14 protein-coding genes are annotated in these 13,096 nt (G+C 50.9%); 8 read left to right on the forward strand and 6 right to left on the reverse strand.

Translation table 11 applies throughout. The annotated features are described in order from the left end of the window. Positions 1–6: 6 nt before the first annotated feature. The 4 genes from FGS84_RS29580 to FGS84_RS29595 all read right to left on the reverse strand — a co-directional run bounded on the left by FGS84_RS29580 (position 7) and on the right by FGS84_RS29595 (position 2,685). Complete coding sequence (locus tag FGS84_RS29580; RefSeq protein ID WP_138311748.1) at positions 7–219, reverse strand: DUF3006 domain-containing protein; 213 nt, start codon at positions 217–219, stop codon at positions 7–9. An 80-nt stretch (positions 220–299) separates the two neighbouring features. Beyond that, positions 300–1,394, reverse strand: coding sequence for a ComEC/Rec2 family competence protein (locus tag FGS84_RS29585; protein ID WP_138311749.1), 1,095 nt, complete (start codon positions 1,392–1,394; stop codon positions 300–302). A gap of 85 nt (positions 1,395–1,479) precedes the next feature. Next, entirely contained in the window at positions 1,480–1,911 is a 432-nt protein-coding gene (locus tag FGS84_RS29590; RefSeq protein WP_138311750.1) for a thioesterase family protein, read from the reverse strand. Between the two features lie 15 nt (positions 1,912–1,926). Continuing rightward, positions 1,927–2,685: a tetratricopeptide repeat protein gene (locus tag FGS84_RS29595; protein ID WP_138311751.1), complete on the reverse strand. Its 759-nt coding sequence runs from the start codon at positions 2,683–2,685 to the stop codon at positions 1,927–1,929. A 276-nt stretch (positions 2,686–2,961) separates the two neighbouring features. Between FGS84_RS29595 and FGS84_RS29600 the strand changes: the two genes are divergently transcribed. Then, complete coding sequence (locus tag FGS84_RS29600) at positions 2,962–3,201, forward strand: hypothetical protein (protein WP_138311752.1); 240 nt, start codon at positions 2,962–2,964, stop codon at positions 3,199–3,201. A 208-nt stretch (positions 3,202–3,409) separates the two neighbouring features. Then, the gene (locus FGS84_RS29605) at positions 3,410–4,432 is read left to right on the forward strand and encodes an aldo/keto reductase (protein ID WP_138311753.1); all 1,023 of its coding nucleotides are present in this window, start codon (positions 3,410–3,412) and stop codon (positions 4,430–4,432) included. 92 nt (positions 4,433–4,524) lie between these two features. On the opposite strand, the gene FGS84_RS29610 is transcribed toward FGS84_RS29605, so the two are convergent. Continuing rightward, the gene (locus FGS84_RS29610; RefSeq protein ID WP_138311754.1) at positions 4,525–6,288 is read right to left on the reverse strand and encodes an ABC-ATPase domain-containing protein; all 1,764 of its coding nucleotides are present in this window, start codon (positions 6,286–6,288) and stop codon (positions 4,525–4,527) included. Between the two features lie 301 nt (positions 6,289–6,589). Between FGS84_RS29610 and FGS84_RS29615 the strand changes: the two genes are divergently transcribed. From FGS84_RS29615 to FGS84_RS29635, 5 genes are all read left to right on the forward strand, one after another. After that, complete coding sequence (locus tag FGS84_RS29615) at positions 6,590–7,270, forward strand: hypothetical protein (RefSeq protein WP_330641008.1); 681 nt, start codon at positions 6,590–6,592, stop codon at positions 7,268–7,270. A 127-nt stretch (positions 7,271–7,397) separates the two neighbouring features. Further along, positions 7,398–8,003, forward strand: coding sequence for an imidazole glycerol phosphate synthase subunit HisH (gene hisH / locus FGS84_RS29620; protein WP_138311755.1), 606 nt, complete (start codon positions 7,398–7,400; stop codon positions 8,001–8,003). 74 nt (positions 8,004–8,077) lie between these two features. Beyond that, positions 8,078–8,839: an imidazole glycerol phosphate synthase subunit HisF gene (gene hisF, locus FGS84_RS29625; protein ID WP_138311756.1), complete on the forward strand. Its 762-nt coding sequence runs from the start codon at positions 8,078–8,080 to the stop codon at positions 8,837–8,839. Between the two features lie 272 nt (positions 8,840–9,111). Next, positions 9,112–9,786: a uracil-DNA glycosylase gene (locus FGS84_RS29630; protein WP_138311760.1), complete on the forward strand. Its 675-nt coding sequence runs from the start codon at positions 9,112–9,114 to the stop codon at positions 9,784–9,786. Between the two features lie 128 nt (positions 9,787–9,914). Then, positions 9,915–10,757, forward strand: coding sequence for an undecaprenyl-diphosphate phosphatase (locus FGS84_RS29635; protein ID WP_138311757.1), 843 nt, complete (start codon positions 9,915–9,917; stop codon positions 10,755–10,757). A 180-nt stretch (positions 10,758–10,937) separates the two neighbouring features. Here FGS84_RS29635 and FGS84_RS29640 read toward each other — a convergent pair whose 3' ends face one another. Continuing rightward, positions 10,938–11,969 carry a 3-deoxy-7-phosphoheptulonate synthase gene (locus FGS84_RS29640; protein WP_138311758.1) on the reverse strand — a complete coding sequence of 344 codons (1,032 nt, stop codon included), beginning with the start codon at positions 11,967–11,969 and terminating at the stop codon, positions 10,938–10,940. A gap of 174 nt (positions 11,970–12,143) precedes the next feature. Between FGS84_RS29640 and FGS84_RS29645 the strand changes: the two genes are divergently transcribed. Beyond that, positions 12,144–13,067 carry a DMT family transporter gene (locus FGS84_RS29645; protein ID WP_171042745.1) on the forward strand — a complete coding sequence of 308 codons (924 nt, stop codon included), beginning with the start codon at positions 12,144–12,146 and terminating at the stop codon, positions 13,065–13,067. Positions 13,068–13,096: the final 29 nt, after the last annotated feature.

Below are 13,096 nucleotides of genomic sequence, written 5' to 3' on the forward strand. Positions count from 1 at the left end.
CTGGATTTACCCGAATAAATCCATAAGCTTCTTTTTCATTTCTTTCCGTCTTTTATCTGTTTCTTCGGTATCCAGGGAAAACAAACCATCCTCTGCCTGTAATACGTCGCCTTCCTTAACATTCTCCGGAAGATGGCTGACGGGAACCGTTATGCGCTCTCTTGCTTCTGTTTCACATATGGCCAGACCCTCCTCCAGCCGGTCAATGATATATTTCATATAGAATATCCTTTCTGTGTGTTTTAAACATGCTCCAGCCCAGAGACCGTATTGACAGCATGTAACAGCTGGTGTTTGGGTTACGGTTTACACTGTTTACAGGGCTCGTATCCCTCCTGTATCAGTTCCTCCCTGGAAGAGGTTACATCCTTCCGGTTTTCCGTCTTCATCTGTGGGACCGAGGCACAGCCGGGGCTGTGGAACTTGCCGGTGTTAACATTTATGACATAGGAGGAAAGGGAGGAGGCACTGCCGGAGCTGTGTTCGGCGGTATTGCCAGCCTGATGGGTGGCGGTGCTCCATGTGATTGTACTGCCGTCGCTGAAAGCGGCAATGGTCCCTTCCTCATCTGTGCGGAGTACCTGGCAGCCTGCTTTTTTAAGTTTTTCCATTGTCTCCTTATGGGGGTGTCCGTAGGAGTTGCCTTCCCCGCACTGGATTACCACCCAGGAGGGTGATACCTTTTTCAGAAATGCATCGCTGGTAGCGGTGCGGCTGCCGTGATGGCCTGCCTTCAGCACATCTGCCTTTAACACTGCGCCGCTGTTTACAATATCTTCCTCCGCCTGGTTTTCTGCATCGCCGCACATGACAAAGCTGTTATCGCCGTAAGTAAGGCGGATGCCCACGGACCAGTTGTTCAGGTCGCTGCCATAGTCTTTTACCGGAGAGAGTATGGTAAAGGAGGCGCTTCCCAAATCATAGGAGTCCCCCGGCACCGGTTTGGTGATTTTCAGTCCTTTGGAAGCAATGGAGTCCAGTACATCCTCAAAGGTCCTGGTGGTATGCTCCACCGGCGGCAGAAAGACTCTGTCCACGGGAAAGGTATCAATTACCTTGTCCAGGCCGCCGATATGGTCGGAATGGGGATGGGTGCCAATCACATAATCCATTTTTTCCACTCCCTCTGCCTGCAGATAAGAGATTACGGTATTGGCCTGGTCATTTTCCCCTGCATCAATCAGCATGTAGTGTCCGCCTGATTCGGCCAGTATACTGTCTCCCTGGCCCACATCAATGAAATGTACAGCCAGTCCCGGCCCGGATGGGGCGGCTGTGGAGTAACCTTTGTCCTGGGAAAGGGCTGGGGCGGAATCAGCGCATCCTCCCAGCAAAAGCGAGATACTGCAAAAAATGGATATTATCAATATTCGGATACTATTTCTTCTAGTCATAAACGAGTCAGCCTTCCTGTCTTTTGTTGGTTTTAGTTTTATATCGGAACAATTATTTGGATAATTGCGGTACCCATGTACTGTTTCATTGCAGGGCCGCCTGGGCCAGGACAGCCCTGCTGAATGCGGTATCCCACTGCGGGTAGGAACGTTTCAGGGATACAGGTCTGCCGTCTGTACCCAGGAAACAGTGTTTGCTCTCACCTGTGGTTTTAAGTTCACCTGTGGCGGCATCGCGCATCTCATACGCAAGCGTCATGCGGATGGCGTTATATTCCTTTACCCATACATGTATTTTTACATGGTCATCAAAATGTACCATGGACCTGTACTGGCAGTGTACCTCCAGAACCGGGCTCATGACGCCTGAGGCTTCCATGGCCTTATATCCGCAGCCCATCTGTTCCATCAGGCTGACCCTTGCCTCCTCCATCCAGCGGATGTAGTTGGAATGATGTACACAGCCCATCTGGTCTGTCTCATAATACTGTGCATGATGTTCGTAGTCTTTAAACATGATGTCCTCCTGGTTTTATTCTGAATCTATCTGGTCCTGATACCAGGCCGTGAATCCTTCATCACTCATATTACTGGTGTTTGTCTGGCAATACCCTTTCAGCTGCTCCTTGAATTGTTCCAGGTCCTCCCGGTAGCTGTTGGAAGGGAGTCCGGATGTTTCCAGCAGACGGCATGCTGCAACGGAATGCAGGATGGCCTTGTCCAGGCTGTGGCCGGACTCGGCATATATGGAAACCAGGGTATTCTGGACACAGGCTTCAGCGTAAGCATTATCCCCATCCTGGTTAATGAGTTTAAGCGCCTTATCAAGGGCGGTGAGAGCCGGGGAAGGCTCGCCGCGCTCCTGGTACATCTGCCCCAGATTATAGAAGGCCACCCCTTTTGCATAGGGGTCCGCTGTTTCTGAAAGGGACGCCTTAGTGTAGTAATCCTCAGCGGTTTCATACTCCTTTTGGGCATCGTAAATCCGCGCTATACGGATGTAGGACCAGGTCAGGTCGCTTCCGTTGTGTTCCTGGATTTTAAGGGCCTGCCGGTAATGTTCCATGGCTTTTTCATAATCCTCTGTTTTCTTGTACGTATCTCCTATATCGCATAAAAAGACTGCCGTATAGGCGGAGTCCTTTCCGCAGGCTTTTTGGATGGCTTTCAGACCTTTCTCATAATAGGCCAGGGCCTCATCCATATTGCCTGCATCCCTGTGCACATCGGCTATGGCGCTGTAATCCCCCGCCCTCATTTTGACATACATCCAGACCGTTATCTTTCTCATTCATCATTATTTTCCTTTCAGGCAGTCAGACAGCATACAAAAATATTATACCATGAATTGTCCCAAAAAACGAGTGCATGGGAATGGATTGGTGTTCCGGCCGGAACCAGAGGCCGCCATAGCCGGCGGACCTAAAACAACAGAGGATTTTAAACAGCTTATGTATATTTTGAAATATGGTTACATATACTGGTAATAAATGGACCTGTCCTATGGGTATATACCCGGAAACAGATTCAGACCAGATATTATCAAGAAGAAAAGGAGCACATGATTATGGCACGGGGAGTAAGAAAGTCACCGGTTGAAAAACTGCAGGGAGAGCTGGCGGATGTACAGGCATCCATAGCACAGTATGAGAGCTGTCTGGAAACCATGAGGGAAAAGGAAAAGGCTCTTATGGAACATATCCAGCTGGAGGAATTTAAGGTTGTGAACGAGATGCTAAAGGAACGGGACATGACCATGGATGATTTAAAAGAAATGCTGGCAGGGGACATGACTCTCAGTGCATGAGCTATGTAATCCTGTATATACAGTAAGTCCATATGAGAATAAGGACGCCTGGATGGAAATCTGCGCGTTCTTATTTTTTTAACTTTATTTTTTGATTTATCTTTCAGCTTCTGTTTTTTGAAGGCTTTGTTTGATTCCTCATGTTGTAGTTGACCGCTGTTTTATGGTAGAATGATAAAAAACAACAGGCCTGAAGGAGGTACATAAGATGGTGGAAGTCACGCTAGGGAAAACAGGTATCACTGTGAATAAGAATGGGTTTGGGGCCCTTCCTATCCAGAGGATACCGGAGGAGGACGCGGTACGCCTTATAAAGAAGGCATATGATGGGGGAATCACGTTCTTTGATACAGCCAGGAATTATACGGACAGCGAGGAAAAGTTAGGAGCTGCACTTGAGGGAATACGTGATAAGGTGTTCATCGCAACCAAGACAGCGGCTAAGACAGCAGAGAAATTCTGGGAGGACCTGGAAACTTCCCTGAAAAACCTGAGAACAGACCATGTGGACCTTTATCAATTCCATAATCCGCCTTTCTGTCCAAAGCCGGGAGACGGAACCGGACTGTATGAGGCTGTTCTGGAGGCCAGGGCCCAGGGAAAGGTACACCATATAGGAATCACCAACCACAGGCTGGCAGTGGCGGCGGAGGCAATTGACTCCGGTCTTTATGAGACATTGCAGTTCCCATTCTGTTATCTGGCTACGGATAAGGACCTGGAACTGGTGGAGCGCTGCAGGAAGGCGGACATGGGTTTCATTGCCATGAAGGCATTATCCGGCGGCCTTATCAATAATTCACGGGCAGCCTACGCATATCTGGCCCAGTTTGACAATGTGCTTCCAATCTGGGGGGTCCAGAGAGAAGGGGAGCTGGATGAGTTCCTGTCCTATGTGGGAAATCCGCCTCAGATGTCAGATGAGATACAGGCATTGATTGATAAGGACAGGGACGAGCTTTTAGGTGAATTCTGCAGGGGCTGCGGATACTGTATGCCATGTCCCGTTGGAATCCAAATCAATAATTGCGCCAGGATGTCCCTTATGATACGCAGGGCGCCTTCCGCTGCCTGGCTGACACCAGAGGCCCAGGAGAATATGAAGAAGATTGAACAGTGCCTCCACTGCAACCAGTGCAAGGGAAAATGTCCTTATAATCTGGATACGCCAGCATTGCTGGAGAAGAATCTGAAGGACTATCTGGAGATTCTTGACGGAAAGGAATATTAGGAGAGGGATACGCAGGAAACAGCGCCCGCTGTCATGGTGGCAGAGGAAGCGCTGTTTCTTTCGTATACCATAAATACGTATATTGGCAGGATTTAATCGCGGTAGCGGTTGATGCAGGCGTATATTTCCTGGATTCTCGGCATGGAAAGGCCGCAGGCCGCATAGGAGCTGTCTCCCATGGCGCACAGACCGCCCTTCTGTATCTCCTTAAGCAGCAGGGAGACGGTATCCTTCACCGTATAGCGCTCCAGGAGCTGGTGTTGCGCACAGTAGCGCAGCATCTGCGCCAGGGTATTGGTCTGCTCGGAATCAACGAGCTGTTCCACGAACCGGAGGTCCACAGGGGACCTGCCGATTTGCAGGGAATCCTTGCCGTATACCTTGACCTTGATGCGCTCGTCCCGGCCCCCGTCATGGGAACCCCGGCCCCTGTAACCGCCCCGGTTTGGAACAGCGGAATTCCTGGATGCGGTCTGGGAACCGCCCTTACTGCTCAATAGCCTGCGCCCCTCTGCGGGAAGAAGGAAGCCTGGGGCAGAAGTAATGGGTTCGACGCCGTAGCCGGAACAAAAGGCTTTGGTCTTATCTGTGATGTCAAAGGGCTCATAGCAGTCCATCTGCAGGATGGTATCTGCAATATAGAAGTAAGCGCCTGAACTTCCTGCCACCATGACAGTGGAAATACCGGATTTTTCATACAAATCCCTGGCTCTTTCAATGAAGGGGGTAATGGGCTCCTGGTCACGGCTGATGATTTTCTGCATCAGGTCGTCCCTGACCATGAAGTTGGTGGCAGAGGTATCCTCGTCAATCAGGAATACACTGCTTCCGGCTTCAATCCCCTCAATGACAGCAGCTGCCTGGGAGGTGCTGCCGCTGGCATCCTCAGTGGAGAAGCAATGGGTGTTCTTTTTGTTGGGCAGGTCGTTGATGAACAGGGAAATGTCCACGTTCCGGACACTTCTGCCGTCTTCTGCCCGCAGCTTCATGGCAGTGGAATCCGTGATGACATATTCCCGTCCATCTCCGGCCACATGGTTATAGACACCGGACTCCAGGGCTTTCAACAGGGTGGATTTGCCATGATATCCGCCGCCTACAATCAGGGTAATGCCCCGGCGCAGTCCCATTCCGGTGATTCTGCCATGGTGGGGAAGGTTTAATTCCAGCCGGAGGGAATCCGGTGACTGGAAGGGAACGCTGCCCTTCATGGGGCTGCTGGAAATGCCGCTTTCCCTGGGAAGGACGGCGCCGTCCGCAACAAAGGAAACCAGTCCCAGGCGTTCCAGCTCACTGCGGATGAAATACTGGTCTTCCGCCAGGTCGGCTACGTCCTTTACTTCCCGGGCCGGCCTGCTCTTATAATAAAATACAGTTTTAACGCACCGGGGCAGGAAATCGAACAGAATCTTAACCAGCTCGCCGGAATTGATGGTTCTGCCATTGGCCGGGAAACCGGCTTCAAAGCGGGCTGTGATGCCCCTGGTGCTGCATTCACAGGCTGTCCGGCTCAGAATCTCAGGTCCCGGATGGCTGGTGGCAATCAGGCCGCTTTTGCCGGAACCTTTTGCCTTGAAATTATATTTGGCGATTTCCTGGCAGAACTGTCTGACCAGATAATCCTCCAGGGCAGTCTGCTTGTGGGGGGCGTCGAAATATTCGCAGGGATAGGATGCCCGCTGCTGCGGAATGAATACGCTTAATTTGGAAGGGGATGCAAAGGGGTCCCCCTGTACATGGTCGATGGAAAGTACATAATCCCCAAAGTCATAGGAACCCCGCGTATCTTTATAGGCCGGATATCCCTTCCGGTCAATGGATTCCAGTAATCTTCTCAGGTCTTGTGCTGATTTCATGATGCTGCTTCACCTCTTCGCCTGCGCCGCCAGGCCGGAATCCAGGTCCGGTCTGCCTTTTGACAGGCTCCTTTTTCTGTATTTGCTTTCTATATTTTATAGCAGGTCCGGCGAAAATGCAACCAAGAACAGCGGGCGGTATGGGCTTATGGGGTGCATATATATCCGGCCGTCCCGGGGCGGCAGCGTTGAAGGGTCCTGCATTTTATGGTATGATAGTATGAGACGGGCGCCAGGGCCCGGAGTGGTAAAGCAGGCACACTCCGGTCCAGGGCGGCTCTGCCAATGACAGGAGTGAAGAATGAATATGGACCAGCAGAAAAAGGAAATGTTAGAAGCACTGTCCGGTGCAGAAAAGGTACTGATAGGCATCGGAGGGGAATGGAAATTAAAGGACGATGGAAGGGATGTGCGGCTGCGCTGTCTGGCGGACGAAGCTCAGAGGGAGCTGAAAGCTGCTTACGAAGCCTTATGGGACCTGGTCAGGGACAAGGATTATTATGTGGTAACCACTGTGACGGACGGGGCTGTCTATGACACGGATTTTGACAGCAAACGGGTGGTGGCTCCCTGCGGGAATATCCATTGGAGACAGTGCTCTAAAGCCTGTACCAAGGATATATGGGAGGAGGGGGAGGTGCCGGAGGATACCTGCCCCCATTGCAGGGCTCCCCTGACAGGCAATACGGTTGAGGCAGAGAACTATATCGAGGAAGGCTATCTGCCCAGGTGGGAGGCCTACAAGAAATGGCAGACAGGAACCCTGAACCGCAAACTGGTTATTCTGGAACTGGGGGAAGGCTTCAAGACGCCTACCGTCATGCGGTGGCCGTTTGAGAAGATTGCATTTTTTAACCGTAAATCCGCATTTTACCGTGTCAACAGACAATTTTACCAGATGCCCCGGGAGATGGGAGAGCGGGCCGGGGGAATCCAGGCAGATTCAGTTTCCTTTATCCGCGGCCTGGCAGAGAGAAACTAATAATTTCTGAAAATAGTAGTTCCTGAAAGGGATAATTCCTGAAACAATATAAAATGATTACAAAAACAGGTTGCCTTTATCACGTTACAATGCTAAAATATTAAATCATAGGAACGAGGTCGAATATATGATTGCTATCATTGATTATGACGCAGGAAACCTGCGCAGTGTGGAAAAAGCCCTGTTATCACTGGGGGAAACGCCTGTCATAACCAGGGACAGGAAGACAATACTGGAAGCGGACAAGGTTATCCTGCCCGGAGTAGGTTCGTTCGGCGATGCAATGGGAAAGCTGGAGCAGTATGGTCTGTCGGATGTGATTCGTGAGACAGTGGACCAGGGAACCCCGTTTTTAGGAATCTGCCTTGGACTGCAGCTTTTGTTTGCAGGCAGCGATGAGAGTCCCGGGGCCGCGGGGCTGGGGATTCTTCCGGGAACAATATATAAGATACCGGAGCATCCCGGGCTCAAGATTCCCCATATGGGCTGGAACTCACTGGATATAAGGCCGGGGGCAAAACTGTTTAAAGGGATTGATAACGGAGCCTATGTTTACTTTGTACATTCCTATTACCTGAAAGCAGGGGACGAATACATTGTGGCGGCTTCCGCAGAGTACAGCACCCGGATACACGCTTCAGTGGAGCAGGGAAATGTGTTTGCCTGTCAGTTCCATCCGGAGAAAAGCGGGGAAGTGGGACTTGCCATTCTTAAGAATTTTATGGGACTGTGAAGGTCCTGCGGTGTCCGGGGAAGGAGTGCCGGGACAGCGCCAAGCCAAATAAAACAGGAGACAGGAGAGGCGATATGTTTACCAAAAGAATCATACCATGCCTGGACGTGAACAATGGCCGTGTGGTAAAGGGCGTGAATTTTGTGAACCTGCGGGATGCCGGGGACCCGGTGGAGATAGCTGCGGCTTATGATAAGGCAGGGGCAGACGAACTGGTATTTCTGGATATCACGGCATCCTCAGACAACCGCCGTACCGTGGTGGATATGGTGCGCAAGGTGGCGGAGACTGTTTTTATTCCGTTTACCGTGGGAGGCGGCATACGCACCGTGGAAGATTTCCGCATGCTTCTCAGAGAGGGAGCGGATAAGATATCCATCAATTCCTCAGCCATTGACAATCCCCGCCTTATCAGTGATGCAGCGGATAAATTCGGCCGTCAATGCGTGGTGGTAGCCATAGACGCCAGGCGCAGGGAGGACGGAAAGGGCTGGAATATCTACAAACACGGCGGACGTGTGGATGTGGGGACAGATGCCCTTAAGTGGGCCATGGAGGCAGACCGCCTGGGAGCGGGAGAGATACTGCTCACCAGCATGGACTGCGACGGAACCAAGAACGGATATGACAATGAACTGACCTCCCTCATTGCTTCCCATGTATCCGTGCCGGTCATTGCTTCGGGAGGCGCCGGGAATAAGGAACATTTCTATGATGCATTGACTAAAGGCGGCGCAGACGCCGCACTGGCGGCATCCCTGTTTCATTATAAGGAACTGGAGATACGGGAACTTAAGGAGTACCTGGCGGGGAGAGGGATTGCAGTCAGGATGTAGCCGGTGCTTTTAATTGGTTTCTTCCCGGTACACGCGGATAAGAACAATGGAAGAAAAAATAGTCACTTCATCCTTAGTGGCTATTTTTTAATTGGTTTATTCATGTTAGCGCTTTTGCACCCAATAACCCGAATCCTTTTACCCGGCCTTTTCGGTCTGCTGTCCCGGCCTCTTTCTTAAATTATTTTGTCGATATCCGTTGTTTCCTGCGGTTTCCTATGCTAAAATATGAAAATGTGAATTATATGGTGAAAGAAAAGGAGAAGCAGGATATGGCCGCGATTACCAATGACTGGCTGGGGCCTTTGAGCAGTGAATTTAAGAAGCCCTATTATAAAGAATTGTATAAGACAGTAAAGCATGAATATGAGACCAGAAGGGTGTTTCCTGAACCGGATGATATCTTTAATGCATTTGCATTTACACCGCTGGCAGACGTGAAGGTAGTGATACTGGGACAGGACCCTTACCACAATTACGGCCAGGCCCATGGCCTGTGTTTTTCGGTGAAGCCGGATGTGGATATTCCTCCCTCCCTGGTGAACATCTATCAGGAGCTTCACGACGATTTAGGGTGTTATATACCGAATAACGGTTATCTGAAGAAATGGGCTGACCAGGGCGTTATGCTGTTAAATACAGTGCTTACGGTGAGGGCGCACCAGGCCAATTCCCACCGGGATATCGGATGGGAGAAATTTACGGATGCAGCCATAGGCATTCTCAACCAGCAGGACAGGCCCATGGTGTTTATTTTATGGGGGCGTCCTGCCCAGACGAAGAAGGCAATGCTTAATAATCCCAGGCATCTGATTCTGGAGGCGCCCCATCCAAGTCCGCTGTCAGCGTCCAGGGGATTTTTCGGGAGCAGGCCCTTCAGCAAGACCAATGCATTTTTGACAGAGCATGGCCTTATGCCTGTTGACTGGCAGATTGAGAATATATAAAACAGGTATAGGGTTTAGTAAGAATACATAAAATGTACAGCAGGCAGGAGCTTGTGCGGCCGGAGGGCAGCAGGGCAGGGACCCTTAGGGTGCCGGGAAATGGAGCCTGTCTGCGGTAAGGAGAGCTTATGAGTTTAGTTGAAGTGTTAAAAATCATTGTACTGGGCATTGTGGAAGGATTTACGGAGTGGCTTCCCATCAGCAGCACGGGCCACATGATTCTGGTGGATGAAATCATCCGCCTGAACCAGCCGGACGCGTTTAAGGATGTGTTCCTGGTAGTGATTCAGCTGGGTGCCATCCTGGCTGTGGTAGTCATGTTTTTTCATAAGCTGAATCCCTTTAGCCCAAGTAAAAGCAGCCGTCAGAAGGACGCCACATGGGCCCTGTGGATTAAAATTATCATTGCCTGTATTCCGGCAGCCATCCTGGGGCTTTTGCTGGATGACTGGATGGAGGCCCACCTGTTCAATGCCTATGTGGTGGCAGCGGCCCTGATTGTATACGGCGTACTTTTTATCGTGCTTGAGAACAGCAGCGTGTGTTCAAATCCCAGATTCAACAAGGTGGGACAGATTTCAGCCAAGACAGCGTTCCTCATCGGCATGGTGCAGCTGCTGGCTCTGATTCCGGGAACCTCCCGTTCCGGCTCTACCATTCTGGGCGCCATGGTCCTGGGCTGTTCCAGGGCTGCCGCTGCAGAGTTTTCATTTTTCCTGGGAATCCCGGTTATGTTTGGGGCCAGCCTGTTAAAAATCGTGAAGTATTTCCTGGCAGGAAATGTTTTCACAGGCCCGCAGATATTCTACACCATACTGGGAATGCTGATTGCCTTTGTGGTTTCCATTTATTCCATCCAGTTCCTTATGAGCTATGTACGCAAGCATGATTTTAAGTTCTTTGGATACTACAGAATCATTCTGGGTGTGATTGTACTGGCGTATTTCGGTATTACGGCCCTGGCCAGCTAGGAACCAACGATATTCCTCAGCTGAAAGCAGCAGAATCAAATCAGAGTCAAATCAGAAGCAGAATAGGAATCAAATCAGAATAAGGATTTTCAGAATAAAAAGGGCCTGCCATGCAGAGGGAGATTTCTGCATGCAGAGCCCTGTTTATGTGTTTAGAATGTTACGCGGCCCATGACTTTCTTAGTCCAGGTTATCCGCAATCTCATACAACAGCCGTTGTGTATCATCCCATCCAAGACAGGGGTCGGTGATGGATTTGCCATAGCAGTGTTCACCGATTTTCTGGCTGCCGGGTTCGATGTAGCTTTCAATCATAAGGCCCTTTACCAGGTTCTTTATATCCCCGGAATGACGGCGGCTGTGGAGCACTTCCTTGGCAATACGAATCTGTTCCTGATACTGCTTGTTGGAGTTGGCATGGTTTGTGTCCACGATGCAGGCCGGATTCTGCAGCCCGCGTTTGTTATACAGGTCAAATAAAAGCTTTAAATCCTCATAGTGGTAGTTGGGGTTGCACTGGCCCCTCTTGTTCACAGCGCCACGCAGGATGGTGTGGGTCAGAGGATTGCCTGGGCACTGTACTTCAAAGCCGCGGAAGATGAAGTCGTGGGGAAGCTGTGCAGCCACCACGGAATTCAGCATAACAGTCAGGTCGCCGCTGGTGGGGTTCTTCATGCCGACCGGCACGTCGCAGCCGCTGGCTACCAGACGGTGGAACTGGTTTTCCACGGAACGGGCGCCTACTGCCACATAGGACATCATGTCGGAGAGATAGTTCATGTTTTCCGGATAGAGCATTTCGTCGGCAGTGGAAAAACCTGTCTCCCGCAGCACCCTCATGTGCATATGGCGGATGGCCAGTATACCCTCGAACATATCGGGCCGCTTCTCCGGGTCCGGCTGATGAATCATTCCCATATATCCCTCGCCGGTGGTCCTGGGCTTGTTGGTGTAGACCCGTGGAATGATGATTAGCTTGTCCTTTGTCTTTTCCTGGATTTTCACAAGGCGTCCGGCGTAATCACATACAGATTCCTCGTTGTCAGCAGAACAGGGACCGATGATGACAACGAACTTGTCGCTCTCACCGGTAAATACCTTTTTTATTTCCTCGTCCCGCGCATGCTTGATTTCTGCCAGCTCAGGAGCCAGCGGGAACTGTTCCCGGATTTCTGCCGGTGTAGGCAGTTTATTGATGAATGTGAATCCCATTTCTTCGTCCTCCCATTATGTAAACACCGGGCTGCGGTGTAAGATGCATTTCAATGCTTCATTATAGTATAGAAAACCGGATTCGTAAATAGTGAATCCCACGAAAATATTGACAATAAGGCATTTTCCAAGTATAAATAGATACATGATTGGTGCAGGAGATTAATGTGTGAGATGAAGAATGACAAGAGACAGACCGCAGGAACCATAATGGCACTGGTGGGAGGAACCTGCTGGGGATTTTCAGGCTGCTGCGGGCAGTATTTATTTGAGCAAAAGGGAATCGAGGCCCCGTGGCTGGTGGCTGTCAGGCTGTTTTTTGCAGGCATCATACTGGTGCTGGCCGGGTTTAAGCTTCACGGCAGGGAAAACCTGAGGGTGTTCCAAAAGAGAAGGGATACCGTCCATTTGCTGGCTTTTGCCATTTTCGGCATTACCTTCTGCCAGTTTACATATTTTATGGCCATCCAGGCGTCCAATGCAGGAACGGCAACCGTGCTGCAGTACCTGTCGCCTATCCTGATTCTGGCCGTGGTGTGCATGCGGGAGCTGCGCCTTCCCAAGGGGCTGGAGCTGGCAGCCATCGCACTGTCCCTGCTGGGCACCTTTGTCATCGGCACCCACGGGGATATACACTCCTTTCACATCACAGGGGAAGCCCTGTTCTGGGGCCTGCTGGCAGCTGTCAGCTCCATGATTTACACCATTATACCGGGCGGACTTATCCTGAAGTATGATATATATCAGGTGCTGGGATTCGGCATGTTCTTTGGCGGGATTGCCATGGGAGCCGTGGTGCGTCCCTGGAATTACGCGGTTGCCTGGGATGCGGGCACCGCAGGAGCCCTGGCGGGCGTGGTGGTGGTCGGCACTGCCGTTGCATTCGGCCTGTATCTTCAGGGGGTCAGCATGATTGGACCTTTAAAGGGCAGCATTATGGGAAGCGTGGAGCCGGTGTCCGCTGTCATTATATCCGTATTCTGGCTGGGAACCCGCTTTACACTGCCTGATTTTCTGGGCTTTGCCCTGATTCTGGGAGCCGTATTCGTACTTACCTTTGCCCACCGTCCGGGTTACTGTTCAGAGGCTAACTTGTAAAGAAAGAACCCATGGTGTAGACTGGAAGC

The sequence above is a fragment of the Clostridium sp. 1001271st1 H5 genome (genome assembly GCF_005845215.1).
GTDB lineage: Bacteria > Bacillota > Clostridia > Lachnospirales > Lachnospiraceae > Enterocloster.